Source organism: Tepidiphilus succinatimandens, from assembly GCF_006503695.1.
GTDB classification, from domain to species: Bacteria; Pseudomonadota; Gammaproteobacteria; order Burkholderiales; family Rhodocyclaceae; genus Tepidiphilus; species Tepidiphilus succinatimandens.
This window is the reverse complement of sequence record NZ_SBIK01000001.1, coordinates 265,517-278,372: the sequence shown is the minus strand read 5'-3', so window position 1 is coordinate 278,372 and position 12,856 is coordinate 265,517. Positions and strand designations below refer to the sequence as shown.

19 protein-coding genes and 1 pseudogene are annotated in these 12,856 nt (G+C 66.1%); 14 read left to right on the top strand and 6 right to left on the bottom strand.

Annotation, left to right across the window (positions count from 1 at the left end):
- Positions 1-6: 6 nt before the first annotated feature.
- The 6 genes and pseudogenes from EPD82_RS01475 (at position 7) to EPD82_RS01455 (ending at position 2,509) form a co-directional block, all read left to right on the top strand.
- Positions 7-198, top strand: a complete 192-nt coding sequence (locus EPD82_RS01475) for a hypothetical protein (protein ID WP_141054587.1) — start codon at positions 7-9, stop codon at positions 196-198.
- Positions 182-607, top strand: a complete 426-nt coding sequence (locus tag EPD82_RS01470) for a phage protein GemA/Gp16 family protein (protein ID WP_141054584.1) — start codon at positions 182-184, stop codon at positions 605-607. The genes EPD82_RS01475 and EPD82_RS01470 overlap by 17 nt, the downstream gene beginning before the upstream one ends.
- A complete protein-coding gene (locus EPD82_RS01465) occupies positions 598-1,107 on the top strand; it encodes a hypothetical protein (protein WP_141054581.1) in 510 nt (169 codons plus the stop codon). The genes EPD82_RS01470 and EPD82_RS01465 overlap by 10 nt, the downstream gene beginning before the upstream one ends.
- 19 nt (positions 1,108-1,126) lie before the next feature.
- On the top strand, positions 1,127-1,474 hold the full coding sequence (locus tag EPD82_RS01460; protein ID WP_141054578.1) for a hypothetical protein: 348 nt from the start codon (positions 1,127-1,129) through the stop codon (positions 1,472-1,474).
- Positions 1,471-1,533 (top strand): annotated as a pseudogene (locus EPD82_RS12315) (hypothetical protein); the annotation flags it as partial. The gene EPD82_RS01460 and the pseudogene EPD82_RS12315, both read left to right, overlap by 4 nt.
- 61 nt (positions 1,534-1,594) lie before the next feature.
- Positions 1,595-2,509: a phage minor head protein gene (locus EPD82_RS01455; protein ID WP_141054575.1), complete on the top strand. Its 915-nt coding sequence runs from the start codon at positions 1,595-1,597 to the stop codon at positions 2,507-2,509.
- A 90-nt stretch (positions 2,510-2,599) separates the two neighbouring features.
- On the opposite strand, the gene EPD82_RS01450 is transcribed toward EPD82_RS01455, so the two are convergent.
- The 6 genes from EPD82_RS01450 to EPD82_RS01425 are packed head-to-tail and all read right to left on the bottom strand — an operon-like array spanning position 2,600 to position 7,147.
- Entirely contained in the window at positions 2,600-2,806 is a 207-nt protein-coding gene (locus tag EPD82_RS01450; RefSeq protein ID WP_141054572.1) for a hypothetical protein, read from the bottom strand.
- Positions 2,796-3,332, bottom strand: coding sequence for a hypothetical protein (locus EPD82_RS01445; protein WP_170210759.1), 537 nt, complete (start codon positions 3,330-3,332; stop codon positions 2,796-2,798). The genes EPD82_RS01450 and EPD82_RS01445 overlap by 11 nt, the downstream gene beginning before the upstream one ends.
- Complete coding sequence (locus EPD82_RS01440) at positions 3,329-3,811, bottom strand: lysozyme (RefSeq protein WP_141054567.1); 483 nt, start codon at positions 3,809-3,811, stop codon at positions 3,329-3,331. Before EPD82_RS01440 ends, EPD82_RS01445 begins: the two co-directional genes overlap by 4 nt.
- Positions 3,808-4,248 (bottom strand): phage virion morphogenesis protein, encoded by a 441-nt coding sequence (locus EPD82_RS01435; RefSeq protein WP_141054564.1) that lies wholly within the window; start codon positions 4,246-4,248, stop codon positions 3,808-3,810. The genes EPD82_RS01440 and EPD82_RS01435 overlap by 4 nt, the downstream gene beginning before the upstream one ends.
- Entirely contained in the window at positions 4,242-6,014 is a 1,773-nt protein-coding gene (locus tag EPD82_RS01430) for a terminase large subunit domain-containing protein (RefSeq protein WP_170210758.1), read from the bottom strand. Before EPD82_RS01430 ends, EPD82_RS01435 begins: the two co-directional genes overlap by 7 nt.
- Positions 6,015-6,025: 11 nt before the next feature.
- Positions 6,026-7,147 (bottom strand): phage portal protein, encoded by a 1,122-nt coding sequence (locus EPD82_RS01425; protein WP_141054558.1) that lies wholly within the window; start codon positions 7,145-7,147, stop codon positions 6,026-6,028.
- A 169-nt stretch (positions 7,148-7,316) separates the two neighbouring features.
- Here EPD82_RS01425 and EPD82_RS01420 point away from each other — a divergent pair, with 169 nt between their 5' ends.
- From EPD82_RS01420 to EPD82_RS01385, 8 genes are all read left to right on the top strand, one after another.
- On the top strand, positions 7,317-8,018 hold the full coding sequence (locus EPD82_RS01420) for an XkdF-like putative serine protease domain-containing protein (RefSeq protein ID WP_170210757.1): 702 nt from the start codon (positions 7,317-7,319) through the stop codon (positions 8,016-8,018).
- 13 nt (positions 8,019-8,031) lie between these two features.
- Complete coding sequence (locus EPD82_RS01415) at positions 8,032-8,925, top strand: phage major capsid family protein (protein WP_170210756.1); 894 nt, start codon at positions 8,032-8,034, stop codon at positions 8,923-8,925.
- A gap of 8 nt (positions 8,926-8,933) precedes the next feature.
- Positions 8,934-9,302, top strand: coding sequence for a hypothetical protein (locus tag EPD82_RS01410; protein ID WP_141054549.1), 369 nt, complete (start codon positions 8,934-8,936; stop codon positions 9,300-9,302).
- Between the two features lie 67 nt (positions 9,303-9,369).
- Entirely contained in the window at positions 9,370-9,684 is a 315-nt protein-coding gene (locus EPD82_RS01405; RefSeq protein WP_141054546.1) for a hypothetical protein, read from the top strand.
- Positions 9,685-9,686: 2 nt separating this feature from the next.
- Positions 9,687-10,166 carry a hypothetical protein gene (locus EPD82_RS01400; protein ID WP_170210755.1) on the top strand — a complete coding sequence of 160 codons (480 nt, stop codon included), beginning with the start codon at positions 9,687-9,689 and terminating at the stop codon, positions 10,164-10,166.
- The gene (locus EPD82_RS01395) at positions 10,163-10,711 is read left to right on the top strand and encodes a phage baseplate assembly protein V (RefSeq protein ID WP_170210754.1); all 549 of its coding nucleotides are present in this window, start codon (positions 10,163-10,165) and stop codon (positions 10,709-10,711) included. Before EPD82_RS01400 ends, EPD82_RS01395 begins: the two co-directional genes overlap by 4 nt.
- The gene (locus EPD82_RS01390; RefSeq protein ID WP_141054536.1) at positions 10,702-11,646 is read left to right on the top strand and encodes a baseplate assembly protein; all 945 of its coding nucleotides are present in this window, start codon (positions 10,702-10,704) and stop codon (positions 11,644-11,646) included. The genes EPD82_RS01395 and EPD82_RS01390 overlap by 10 nt, the downstream gene beginning before the upstream one ends.
- The gene (locus tag EPD82_RS01385) at positions 11,639-12,856 is read left to right on the top strand and encodes a phage tail protein (protein ID WP_141054533.1); all 1,218 of its coding nucleotides are present in this window, start codon (positions 11,639-11,641) and stop codon (positions 12,854-12,856) included. The genes EPD82_RS01390 and EPD82_RS01385 overlap by 8 nt, the downstream gene beginning before the upstream one ends.

The window sequence follows — 12,856 nt, the reverse complement described above, 5'->3', positions numbered from 1 at the left end:
TTTTCGATGGACGTGGTCGAGCGGATCGAGAGAGGAATGGCAACGATCGATGATGCTGCCATCGTACGGCGTCTGATGGGCGCTCTGGCTGGCATGATGTGCGTCATGCCGTCTGGTACGCGCGAGATGTCCGCCTACCGGATGGCAGAGAAAGTGCTGGCCGAGGCGCTTGAGTATCGCCATGAATCGTCAGAATGAGCGCAAGAAGCTGATCGCGTTGGCGCATCTGGCGGCCAAGCAGCTTGCGTTGGACGAGGATGCGCGTCGGACGGTGCAGCTGGCGGTGACGGGGGCGGCGAGTTGCCGAGACATGGACGAGGCGGCACTGATGCGATTGCTCGCGCATTACAAGCGCAAGGGGGCGGATATTTACGTGCCTGCGGCGCGGGTGGTGGCGGCGAAGGATCGTGCGCCACTGATTGCCAAGATCGCGGCGCAGTGCCATGCGCTCGATGTGCCCTTCCCAGCCTACGCGCTAGGGATCGTCCGGCAGATGCAGGGGGAGGCGCCGGCGGTGATCGACTGGGTGCCGGCGCCTTTGCTGCGCAAGGTGGTGGCGGCGCTTGCCTATCAGCAAAAGCGCGCTGGAGCGCGGACATGCGATTGAGGTGTCCGGTGTGCCATGCCGAGGCGAGCCTGGAGGCGTGGGCGGAGGATGGGGCGGCGCGTGAGATGATGGGGCTGCTTTCCGGGCTCGATGCCGACGTTGGTCGACCGCTGGTGGCGTATTTGGGGTTGTTTCGCTCGCGCTCGAGGGCGCTTTCTTGGGAGCGGGCCTTGCGGCTGGCGCGCGAGGCACTGGCAGTGCATGACGATGGCGCGGTGCTGACGGCGGCGCTTGCCGAAACCGTGGAGGCGATGCGCGCGAAGCGCGAGGCCGGGGATATCAGGCCGCTCGAGAATCACAATTATCTGCGGCGTGTGGCCGAGAGCGTGGCGGCGCGCATTGGAACTGCAAGCGCGACGCGGTCAGCGGCTCCACGCATCGTCGGTCGGCTGTCGGCCACGGAGGAGGCAATTCTGGCCATCCGGTCGGTTGGGCAGAAATATCCAGCCAGGCCAGACGATCATCACCCAAATCAGATTGGGTTACATGATGACGAATAACGCAATCGTTCCTTCGTGGATGCTGGAGATCGTCAAGGCGCGCATGGAGCGCCTGGTGATTCTTGGCCTGGAAGGCCGCCCTCTTGGTCGGTCGATGGGGGCGGTGGTGCAGTTGTGGGCGGAAATCATCGCGGCACGTTTGCCGATGGCCGATGAGCGGCTCGATGCGCCACGCATTCATGCGGCATTCGATGTACTGGAAACGACCTGCGATCGATGGCCGGCGCCGAAGCTCTTGCTCGATGCGTTGCCTGCGCGGCAGCCGCAGCAGGCGCTTCCGCCTCCTGCGCCGACGGAAGAAGAGCGCGCGCGGGTGCGTGAGATGCTGGCCAAGGCGCGGGAAGCGCTCACCAGAGGCATGCAATGAAGTGCCCGGCGTGTGGCTCACGCGATGTGTATGTAACTTGCACGCAGCGGGTAGAGGGATTGGTTCGTCGATGGCGGGCATGCCGTGCCTGCGGGGCGCGGTTTCGAACGTGGGAAGAGCATGATGGAAGAGATGTATGGCGCGCTGAAAGAGCGTCTGATCGCGGTACTGGTGAAGGACAGTCAGGCGTGGGAGCGGCTGGCACGACGGCTGCAGATGGTAATCACGCGGACATGGACGCAGGGCTATCGTGAGGCGGCGGCGCGCGCTTTGCGGTTGTTGGAGGCGACGCCTGCTGAAACCTTCGATGAGTCGCGCGACGGAGCGAGAATCCTTTCCGAGTTCGAGGCCGAGGTTGGCCCTGCCGCGTTGCCGCGATTGCTGGATGGCCCGGTTGTGACGCTCTCCGAGGCGATCTGGCGCGTTGGCGGGCAAGAGGCGGCGCGAGCCGCCGGGATCGATTATCGATTCGATCTGCCCGACCGCGCAGCACTCGAGTTGGCGCAGCGCGGGGATTTGTACTGGATCGGGCGGTCGTGGGACGCGTTCACGCAAAAGCGGCTTTCCGACGCGGTGACGGAATACTTCGAGCGTGGCATGACGTATGCGCAGATGGCCGAGCGGCTGCGCGAGGCGTTTGCAGGAATCGATGAGAAAGGGCGGAGCTATTGGGAGCTCGCCGCGGATGCGATGGCGACCAAGACGCGCGAGATGGGGCGCATTGGGGGCTACGCGCAGGCGGGCATCGAGTATGTGCAAATCCGGGCGCGCATGGATGAGCGAACGACGGCTATTTGCCGCAGCCTGCACGGGCGGGTGATCGCGGTCAGCCGTATGATGGGGCAGCGCGCGGCGTATCTGGATGCGGTGGCGGCCGGGCGGATGGATGCGGCCATGTCGGCTTGGCCGATGCTGCCGGATGGGACGGATTTTTCCGGGACGCCGACGGATCGGTTGCCTGGTAACGTTGGGTTGCCGCCGTATCACTTTCGGTGCCGCACGCGCACGGTGGCGTATCTTGGCCGGGCGGAATGAAGGCTTGAGGCGATTTCAACGAGGATGTGGCGTTCATGATCGGTCGCCCCTCTTGGGCAAGGACGGCAGAGTGCCAGTGATACCGTCCTCTTACTGGTGTAGGCGGCCATCCGCCCGCTGGTAGCGCTGCCAGTGGTCGCGGCAGTCGGCGTCGCACCAGCGCCGGTCTGGTGGCAGAGTGGATTCGCACCACAGGCAGTAACCGGTAGGTTTCGGCCCCTGCGGCAGGGGCATGCGTCGGCGCAAGGATTCTTCCCATTCCATGCGGTCTTGCGCGCGGTCTGCATCATCGGCCATCGAGTTTTTCTCCCCATTCCCTCAGTGCGTCGATGCGGGCACGGCAGGTTTCGTATAGGGCGGCGGCGTCGTTGATCCAGAGGGCGAGGTCGCGCTCGCTGGCGTGGGGTTGGTCACCGGTAGAGGCGGAAGCGCTGGAAGGGGCGCCAGCAGGCTTGCCGGCGGGCGCGGACAGGGCAATGCCGGGGGATTGCTCGAGCAGGCCGAGAGCATCGCTGCCAAGGCAAGGGCGGTCAGAGAGCCCATATAACGCGGTTTTGACACGGTTTTTCTCCTCTTCGAGGCGGGTTTGCAGGCGCGCTGCACGCGAGGCGGCGTCGTCGGCGGCCTTTTGCGCAGCGGCGATGGCTCGTGCCGCGGATTCGGCTTGCTGGCGCTTTTCTTCGGCATAGGCTGCGCGCATGGCTTGTATCTCACCTTGAATCCGCGCGATGTTGGCGGCGTCTGCTCGCCCTTTGAGGAAGACGCCGGTAGTGAATGCGGCCATGAGCGCGACGGCGATGACCATCATGCGTATCTGGGTCATTTGGTTTCTCCGATGCAGAGGCGATATTCGGCCTCGCGTCGCTTTTTGAGTCCGGGCAGGACGCGGCCGCCGGCTTTGTCCCATTTGAGGAGTTCACGGCAGGCGCCTTCGTAGTCGGGCGGTTGCTGTTTCAGTTTTTTGACGAGCGTGGAACGGCAGGCGGAGGATGCGCCGACGTTGTAGGCCCACGAGACATAGGCGTCCCACTCGTGTTTGTAAAGCGGCACGTTGCCGATACAGGCGGCGAGCTCGCGGGCAATACGGTCTGCATCATTGGCTAGCATAACCACGGCTCGCTCGGGGGTGACGGTATCGCCAGCCGTGACCGGCTGGCCGGATGGGTGGCGGGTTGATCCAAACCCTACGGTTTGCACGCCGACACCGTCGTCGTAGGCTTTTCCGCGGTAGCCTTCGAACCCAGCGATGAGGCCAACGGCGATGGCGGATGCGCCGATGCTGGTGATGAGGGTGCGTTTCATCCGCGCTTGACCTCCAGCCCTTGCCGTTGGAGTTCGAGCGCGATGGCATCGGCCACGTCGCGGCCGAAGCGATCGATGATGGCGGGGGCGGGGCCAACCCGGGCGAATTCTTCCACTGCTTCAGCGAGGAAGGGCTGCGGTTTTTGCCCGCGCACGGATTTGACCGGATGCGCCGCGTCTTTCCAATAAAGCGCCTTCTTGCGTCTGGGCGTGATTTTTCGCTGTAGCGGCCCATAGATGCCGGTGCCGTCGTGAACGAAACGGGCGTAGAAGAGATTGCTGCCGACCACGGCTTCGGTGTCGGAGAGCACTTGGGATGTGATGCTCTTTTGCAGTTGCCCGGTGCGGTAGGGGATTCTGCCTTGGCGGGTGGCGATCTCTTCGATCTGGGCGGCGAGCTGGCCGATGAGCTGTCGGGTGTCTATGGGTTTTACCATAGCTCGACCTCCGTGGTGCGGCTGATGGGGGTTGCTCCGTCGAGCGCGAGGGCCAGCGCCCAGAAGGCATCGCCGTGGCCCGAGGCATCGCGCGGGGCGTCGTATTTGATGCTGTTGCCGGACGGCAGGCGTCTTACGGCATGGAGGCTAGCCATGAGGGCTGAGTCGCGCGGGATGGCCAGCCGTTTTTGTTCGGCCAATCGCATCAGCCCCAGCGCCAGGCGTTCTTTCATGGGCGCGGTGAAGGCGCGCGGTTGTACGACCCCGGGATGGGCGCGGGCCAGTTCTTCGGCGAGCTGCCAACCCAGCCCTGAGCGGTCGATGTCGACGCGTTCCGGCTGCCAGCGGGCGATGGCCTCTTCGATGTGGCGTCGCTGGGTGGCAAAGTCGGCCTGATGGAGGCTGTGCCAGGCGAGCACGCGATAGTGGCCGGTGCCGACGTCGGCGATAGGGTCGAAGGATTCGCCCACGATGACGATGACGGTGCGGTCGGCGACGCGCCCGAGGTCGATGCCGATGCGGATGCGGCCAAAGCGCGGCGCAGCGCCACGCTTGTTGCCTGCGGGCGAGGGCATGTCTTGCGCGAGTTCGTCGAGCAGGCCCCATGGCAGGATCGCACCTTCTTCCTCGGCCCATTGGCACTCGTAGAACATGGCCCATGAGGCGGCATCGAACAGGAGTCGCAGTTCGTCCAGTCCTCCTGGTAGCGGCATGCCTTGGGCGATGGCGTCGTGGATGGTGATGGTGGTGCGGGAGAAGTAGGAATACTTGCCTTGATGATTGGTGGCGATCTTCCAGAAGAGGTTTCCGGGCACCCATGGGGTGGAGCAGACGGTGACGCGTCCGCCAACGCGTGTGATGGCGGGCACGATGGCGCCCCATAGTTGATCCGGGCGTGGTGCCCAGGCGAATTCATCGAACCAGACGTCGCCCGTGTAGCCCTGCGCGGTGCGCCAGTTGGTGGACAAGGCGGTGGCAGTAGACCCCGCGATGCGCACCTGACGGTCGGTGTCGTGTTCGATGTCGAGTCCCAGCCGTTCGGCATGGTCGCGAAGGTGCTGCATGACGAGCGCTGCTTGGTCTTCGGAGGCCGAGACGATGACCTGATCGCGCCCGGCGGCGAGCCCCATCGCGGCAGATAGGCCGATGAGGTAGGTAAAGCCGATCTGGCGCGCCTTGAGCACGCAGCGAAATCGCGCGTCGTCGGCGAGGAATGCGCGCTGGTAGGGTAAAAGCCCATAGTCGTCTGATAGCGCTCGAGCGAGCAGATCGGCATGGTGGGCTGTGGCCACGCGCGGGATGTCGCGGGGCTTTGGCTGGGATTTGAGCAGGCCATCGCGCGCCTTTTGCAGCATGCGCAGGCGCATGGCGAGCCTGTGCGATTCCTTTCCACCTTTGCTCTGGCGCAAAAGCGCTACGGTGCGGGCGATTTCTTCGTCGAGATGGCTTGGCATCTGGCGCAGCTGGGCGAGTTCTTCGCGCCAGCCGTAGTCGCGCGCCCAAGCGCGGAGGGTGTTCTCGTGCACGCCGACGGCTTTGGCAATCAGCGCGATGGGCTCGCCCGTCATGTATCGGCGGCGGGCCTCATGACGGATGTCGTCGTTGTAGCGCGGACGTTTCCCCGTCAGGCCAGGGCCGATGTTGCGCGCGGCGATGCGCTGGATGGTGCCGTAGGCATGGCCGGTTTCGGCGGCGACTTCCCTGAGCGTTTTCCCTTGGCGAATTCGCTGCACGATGTCGGCGATGGTTGCTTGGTCAAGCTTCATTCGTCGCCCCATCAGCCGCCCATGGCGGCGAGCAGCGCGGCGGCGAGTTCGCCATCGATCTCGGCGGACTTCTGCGTGACGACCGGAAGGTCGATCCAGGCTCGCGCTTCGTCAGGCGTCATGACGCCGGCGGCGATAAGCGGCGGCAGCGCAGCGATGTCCTGCCCTGGCGGGGTGAGGTCGATCACGGCCAGGTCGATGTCGAGTCCCGTTTCGCGGCGTAGAAATCCCGCGAGCAGGCGTCGGCGCGGGGCGAGAGTGAAGGTCTCGAACATGTGCATCTGTTGCGCCACTTCGGATAGCCCGCCAAGCGCGCCCGGCGTGGCGATCCCCAAGAGGCGCGGCGGAACGCCGTGGGCGGCAGGGAGTACTTCGCGCGCCGTCTTGTAGAGCTCGATGAATTTGCCGTCGTTGGGTTGGGCAACGGGCGTAATCTCGAGCGTCTGGCCCTCGGAGAGCGCGATGAACAGGGTTTTGCGGGCGTTGGAAAGCCCTTTGAATTCGCTTTGGAAGAATCCCCTGATGGCTTCTTTCTGCGTGTCAGTGAGGCTACCGCCGGAGACCTTGATAAGGTGATCTGGCACGGCGTTGTGCTCGAAGAATCGCGTGTTGTAGCGGGTGATGGCATCGAGCAGCTCGATGACGCCGGATGCGGCGATCCATGACGGTTGCCCATACCATCCCGGGGCGACGGTGGGGAGTTTGAGCCAGGCGACTTCATCGGGCGCGTAGTCGGTGACGACTTCTTTTTGACCGTTCCAGACGCGCTGGCGAAACCCGTCGCGCTCTTTTAGCGCCATGCTCCAGGCGGGCAGGCGGCGCAGCGCGGCGAGCCGGCCACGGCCGTCCTTGACGCGTTCGAGGAAGAGGTTGCCGTAGGTTTCCAGATCCAGTGCGCACTCGATGAGTGCGGCAGCGCCGCCGAGGAGCTCGAGCGCGCGGTCAGCGGCCGGACCGATGAGTCCCCCGCTGGCGATGCCTTCGGCCTTGAGCTGCAGGGCGCGCGCATGGGTGGCGTCGGCTGCGCACCAGGCAGCGATGCGGGCTGGAGCCACCGGCCACGGCCGTTCTCCGGGTTGCGCAGCGGCAGCGATGGCGTCTAGCGCGGTTGACTTGATGAGGTCGATGTGCATGCGTCAAGTATCCATCGCGCGTCCGGCCTTGCTGCCAGCCGATCACCATATATGGTGAAGACATGCGCACGGACGACGGCGAATGCGCGACACTGATCGCATGGCAAAGCTCACTGATCTCACCGTGGAGTGGATTTCACTGGTCAAGCGCCCGGCCAACGGGCGCGGGGTGATCCTCAAGGCGCTCGATTCGCGCGGCGGAGGCGTTCGGCTACTCAAGGCCGACTCGCAACTGCACCGCGTCTATGGGATCGTGTATGCGCCTGATGACGTGGATGCGCATGGCGACTATGCCGATGCGGAGACGATCCGCAAGGCGGCCGATGCGTTCATGCGCGAGGCACGCGCGCGGGCGGTGGACGTGGAGCACGGATTCGAGCCTGTGCCCGCTTTCGTGGCCGAGAGCTGGATCGTGCGAAGCGGCGATCCGATCTTTGCCGACGAGAAGCCAGGGGCTTGGGCGGTGGGCATCCAGGTAGAGGATGAGGCGCTATGGCAGGAGATCGCGTCCGGAGCGGTGGAAGGTCTGAGTCTCGCGGGCACAGCGCGCATCGCCAGCAGCAAGCGTTTTTTCCATCGGTTTTTCCAGAAGGAGCGGGATATGACGCATGACGAGGTGCGCGCCATCGTGCGCGAGGTATTGGATGAGACGGTAAAGGCGGCGCAAGCCGAAGATGACCGTGAAGCAATGGCTGAGCTCAAGAAGGCGGTGACCGAGAAGGAATCCGAGATCGAGACGCTCAAGAAATCTCTGGCCGAGAAGGACAAGACGCTCTCCGAGCTGGATGCGCGACTTTCACGGCTCGAGGCGCAGGGCAAGGGTGCTGGCGGCGGCGAGCCTGCGCCGGATGTTGGCGCGCACTTTATCTGAAGGAGATGGCAGCATGCATGAACTCGTAAAACTCGCCAAGGGGGTGATCCAGCCTGGCGATTTGACCCCTGGAGGCACGCTGCGCCCGGAAGCCTCCGAGCGACTGATTTCGTTGGTGTTCGATGATCCGTTCTTGACCAAGATCACCACGCGGCGCATGGGCAAACTCTCCGCCGACGTAATGGCGTTCGATGTCGCCAGCCGCCAGCTGGTGCGCGTGCCGGAGGGTACGGAGCCGAGCGCAGCGCAAATCGCCAACGGTTCCGGCGTGGGCTGCACGCTGCGGGCGCTGCCGGTGCAGCTCTTCCCGACGCTGTCGCTTTCCTTCCTGCGCGACAATGCCAACAACCCGCAGCTGGTGTCGGATGTGGAGGCGAGCTTTGCGCGCAAGTTTGCGCTGGAGTATCTCGACCTCGGATTCAACGGTACCAATGACGATAATTCGGCGGGGTTTCTCACGCTCAATAAGGGCTGGGTGCAGATCGCCAGCGAGGCTACCAGCGACACAGTGAAGGTGAACATCGACCCGGGCGCGAACGGCTGGCGGGCGAGTCTCAAGCAGCTGCTCGATGCCCTGCCGGCTCAGTATCGCGCGCAGGCGGCATTCATCATGAATACCGGCGATGCCGATACCTACGCCATGGAATTGGGCACGCACGTGACCGGTTCGGCGCTGGTGGCGGAAAGCCCGCTGCGCCGTTTCCTCGGCGTGCCGATCATCGACAACCCGTATATGCCTGCTGGCAAGGTGCTGCTGACGCCGCCCACCAACCTGGTGTTCGGCTTGCATACGGAAATGGTGCAGACGCGGCGGTTCAACGAGCGCGCCCGTGCGGTGGAGTGGACCTTCGATACCGCCTGCGACTACGAGATCGTGGTCAAGCAGGCGTGTGTGTATGGTTATTGAGAAACGACATGACCCCGCAGCGCGTGCGCGAGCTCACTGGTTGGCCGCCCGAGGTGCCGGAGGAGATGATCCTCTCGCATCTGGGGCTGGCGCAGCGCCAGTTCGCGCAACGATTGCCTGGTGTGGCGCCGTCGAGCCAGGACGCGCAGGACGCCATCTCATGGCTCGCGGCAGCAAGCCTCGCTCCGCTCTTGCACGCCTTCGCCCTCTCCGGCGCGGCCAAGGTAGGGCGTCTGGAGGGGGCGGTGGAGTGGCGGTTTCTCACGCCTGTCGAGGCGCAGGCCTTTGCCCGCCACTGCCAGGACGAGGCTGAAAAGTGCATCTCGCGTCTTGCAGGAATGCAGGCCGCCTGGGCTATTTTTCTTGCGAGCGTGTAGGGTGGCATGGGCGAATGGGCGATAGACGTTTTTAAACGGGTTTTAAACGCATTAAACGGGGGTTTTTGTGGGCGTCGATGATCACGATAGCCGTCTGGCGCGCATCGAGGCGGTGCTCGATGCGACGCGCGCCGACATCTCGGCGATGCGCGAGGCGATTTTGCGGCTGGTGCGCATCGAGGAGCAGCAGGCCGTGATGCGCGAATCCGTGCAGCAGGTGCATGCGCGGTTGGATGCGATGGAAGCGCGGATGGACAAGGCGGAAGAGCGCATGGTATCGCTCGAGCAGGCGCGCGCGGTGGGCGCGTGGGTGGCAAGCCTGGCCGCTGCGGCGCTGGCGACGCTTTCCTCGATGGCGATCACACGGGTCTTCGGGGGGTAATGATGCGCCGTGCGCTGGCCGAAGCCATTGCCCTACGCCTTGAACCGCATGCGCATCTGCTGCGCGATGCATGGGGCGGGAAGCATGTTCCCGTGCTGCTCACGCAGGTCGAATCGCTTGACGACTGCTATCGCATCGAGGCCGACGCGCTGCTGACTTTGCCCGACGCCGATGCGATCGATATTGATGCGCTGTGCGATGCGCTACTTCCTCCCGTGGTCATCGCCAGGGGGAATGGCGGACGGCTGATGTTCCGGTTTGTGCGGCTAATGCAAACGATGGACGAGGCAAGCGTCATCGTGCGTGCGCGTTATGCCGCCGAGGCGCCATCGACCGCGTTGCTGGGCGCCGGCGCTGCTGGCGCGGTAATCCTGTTCTCTTCATGGGCCCCATGGATCGGCGCGGCGCACGAGCCGATGTACCGACCCCTTGCGGCCGATGTGCCCGATCCGGGCGAGACGCTGGACGGGATGCTGCCATGATCGACCGCGACGCACTGACGCTGGACGCCGCCGACTGGGGCCGCGGCAGTGCCGTGCGCGTGGGCGTGGTCACGGATTTTGACGCTGGCCGCTGCCGCGTGCGCGTGCGGCTGGCCGGTCAGGATGACCAGGCCGTGCGCACCGGATGGCTGCCGTGGGCGACCTGGGCGGCTGGCCATTTGCGCGTGTGGAGCCCGCCGGCCATCGGCGAGCAGTGCCTGGTGCTGGCCCCCAGCGGCGACCTGGCGCAGGCGCTGGCGGTGCCGGCCGTGTTCCAGCAGGCCGGGGCCTTCCCGGCGCCCAGCAGCAACCCGCAGCACACGCTGTTGCAGTGGGATGACGGCGGCTTCATCCGCTATGAGCGCGATACACACCGCATGGTGCTGCATGCGCCGTGCGTGGTGCGCGTGGATGGCGACCTGCTGGTCAGCGGTGACGTGTTTGCGGGCGGTGTGAGCCTGCGCAAGCACAAGCACACCGGCGTTCGGGCTGGCAACGACACCAGCGCAGGGCCTACTGGCGGGGAGTCACCGGCATGTCAGTGATCGATCTCGTCAGCCTGCCCCCGCCGGGGGTGGTCGAGGCCCTCGACTTCGAGGCGGTGCTGGCCGACCTGAAGGCCGACCTTCAGGCGCGCGCGCCAGAGCTGGCCCCAGTGCTGGCGCTGGAGAGCGAGCCGCTGGTCAAGCTGCTTGAGGTGGCCGCATGGCGCGAGATGGTGCTGCGTGCGCGCATCAACGATGCGGCGCGCGCGGTGATGCTGCCGTGGGCCGCAGGCGCCGATCTGGACAATCTGGCCGCACGCTATGACCTCGTGCGGCTGCCCGGCGAGGACGACGAGCGGCTGCGCGCGCGGGTGCTCATTGGTTATCACGCACTGAGCGCGGCGGGCAGTGCGGCGAGCTGGCGACTGCGCGCCATGTCGGTGTCGGCCGACATCCGGCAGGTCGATGTGTGGGCCGACCGGCCAGGGCGCGTCAAGGTGTGCCTGCTCGCGCGTGTGGCGCAGCCGTTGTACGCCGTGAGCGCCGATGATGAGGCCATAGGGGTGGCTTTGTTTGGCCGTCACCCGCAGCACGATGGCGCGCAACCGATGCGCTGGCGAGTGGCGCAGGCATCCGATGCCATCGTTGCGCAGGTTGCGCAGGCGCTGTTGGCCGAGGATGTGCGGCCGCTGTCGGTGGAGGTGGATGTGACCGTGGCACGGGTGCTGCCGGTGGCGGTGCGCGCCACCCTCATCCACCCACCAGGGCCGGATGGCGCGACGCTCGCCCAGGCTGCCCGTGTACGGGTGATGGCGCTCGCGGCGCAAGCGGCGTTTCGGGTGGATCTGACGCGCGCGCAGCTCATCGCCGCGCTGATGGGTGACGGCGTGCGCGATGTGCTCCTGCACGCGCCGGCGCAGGACGTGCCGGCGGGCCTGGGCGAAATCCCCGCGATCACCGACATCATCATCGAGACGGAGGCCCGCCGTGACTGAGCGCGCCGACCTGCTGCCTGCCAACGCCACGCCCGTCGAGCGCGCCATCAGCCGCGCCATCGGGCCGTGGACTCCGGGCGCCGAGATCATCCCTGCGCTTGGCGATCCGCGCCGCATTCCGGCGGCGCTGCTGCCACACCTGGGCGCCGGCGAGGACTTGCCGCCCGTCTGGCCGGATGACGAGGCATCCCGCCGTGCGCTGATTGCCGCGAGCCCGCGGCTGCACGCGCTCATCGGCACGCCTGCCGGGCTGCGCGCGCTGGCCCGTATGGCCGGAGCGCGCATCGCACGGCTGGAGATGCCCCCGGCCAAGACGTTTTTGGGGTTCTGGGACGAGGCGAGCCGCCAGCAATGGTTGGCCGCCCACCCCGAGATGCGCATCCGCACGCAGCGCCAGCGCAGCCAGTCTGAGGGCCTGATGTTGGGCCGCGCCTTCATCGCCCACCGCGGCGAGCCGCCCTGCCGCACGGCCGCCATGGCGCGCAGCGCGATCCGCGCCGAAATCGTCTGGCCGGACGGCCGCAGCGAGCCGCTCACCAGCCACGGCTGGACGACGCTGGACACCGAGTCGAGCGGCACGGTCGATCTGGCGGGCCGTGCTCAGGCCGTGGGCATCGTCTGCGGGATGCCGCTTGCCGGGCAGATCAGCCGGGCGGATGCATCGGCGCGCTACTGGCGCATCGCCCGTGTGCAGTACCGAGACCGACTCAACATCCTCACGCTGCGGCAGACGAGCCCGTCGCTCACGCCGCTCACGCCCGACGTGCAGACCGTGGCCGAGCGCGCCCGGCGACCGGGCGTGCTCGCATTCGGTGCGACGCTTGGCGGCGCGCATACCGTACGGTCGGATACCGATGCGCGGCTGTACGCGCGCGTGCGGCTGCACGACCCTGCCGTGGCGGCGCAACCAAAGCACGGCCCCACGTATCTTGGGTTTACGCGCCTGACCAGCCCGCCCTTCGTGGCGGTGGCGCATGTGGCGATGCCGCCGCGCCGCGTGCCGTTTGCCATGGCCTCCACCGCCATGCGCGCCGCGCTTTCATCGGGAGACGCCCGGGCGCGCATCGCCCCGGTGCTCGATGCGATGGACTGGGCGCGCGCCGTACATGACCAGATTCTGGTGCGCACGCGGCTGCATGCCCGCGCGCGTGCCTCGCGCATCCACAAGGCCGGCAGCGTGCTGGCCGGACAGACGATCACCCGGAGCTGA

Coding starts and splice junctions, on each gene's coding strand:
- EPD82_RS01475 (WP_141054587.1), top strand. CDS start 7: ATGGACGTGGTCGAGCGGATCGAGAGAGGAATGGCAACGATCGATGAT.
- EPD82_RS01470 (WP_141054584.1), top strand. CDS start 182: ATGAATCGTCAGAATGAGCGCAAGAAGCTGATCGCGTTGGCGCATCTG.
- EPD82_RS01465 (WP_141054581.1), top strand. CDS start 598: ATGCGATTGAGGTGTCCGGTGTGCCATGCCGAGGCGAGCCTGGAGGCG.
- EPD82_RS01460 (WP_141054578.1), top strand. CDS start 1,127: ATGCTGGAGATCGTCAAGGCGCGCATGGAGCGCCTGGTGATTCTTGGC.
- EPD82_RS01455 (WP_141054575.1), top strand. CDS start 1,595: ATGATGGAAGAGATGTATGGCGCGCTGAAAGAGCGTCTGATCGCGGTA.
- EPD82_RS01450 (WP_141054572.1), bottom strand. CDS start 2,806: ATGGCCGATGATGCAGACCGCGCGCAAGACCGCATGGAATGGGAAGAA.
- EPD82_RS01445 (WP_170210759.1), bottom strand. CDS start 3,332: ATGACCCAGATACGCATGATGGTCATCGCCGTCGCGCTCATGGCCGCA.
- EPD82_RS01440 (WP_141054567.1), bottom strand. CDS start 3,811: ATGAAACGCACCCTCATCACCAGCATCGGCGCATCCGCCATCGCCGTT.
- EPD82_RS01435 (WP_141054564.1), bottom strand. CDS start 4,248: ATGGTAAAACCCATAGACACCCGACAGCTCATCGGCCAGCTCGCCGCC.
- EPD82_RS01430 (WP_170210758.1), bottom strand. CDS start 6,014: ATGAAGCTTGACCAAGCAACCATCGCCGACATCGTGCAGCGAATTCGC.
- EPD82_RS01425 (WP_141054558.1), bottom strand. CDS start 7,147: ATGCACATCGACCTCATCAAGTCAACCGCGCTAGACGCCATCGCTGCC.
- EPD82_RS01415 (WP_170210756.1), top strand. CDS start 8,032: ATGCATGAACTCGTAAAACTCGCCAAGGGGGTGATCCAGCCTGGCGAT.
- EPD82_RS01410 (WP_141054549.1), top strand. CDS start 8,934: ATGACCCCGCAGCGCGTGCGCGAGCTCACTGGTTGGCCGCCCGAGGTG.
- EPD82_RS01400 (WP_170210755.1), top strand. CDS start 9,687: ATGCGCCGTGCGCTGGCCGAAGCCATTGCCCTACGCCTTGAACCGCAT.
- EPD82_RS01395 (WP_170210754.1), top strand. CDS start 10,163: ATGATCGACCGCGACGCACTGACGCTGGACGCCGCCGACTGGGGCCGC.
- EPD82_RS01390 (WP_141054536.1), top strand. CDS start 10,702: ATGTCAGTGATCGATCTCGTCAGCCTGCCCCCGCCGGGGGTGGTCGAG.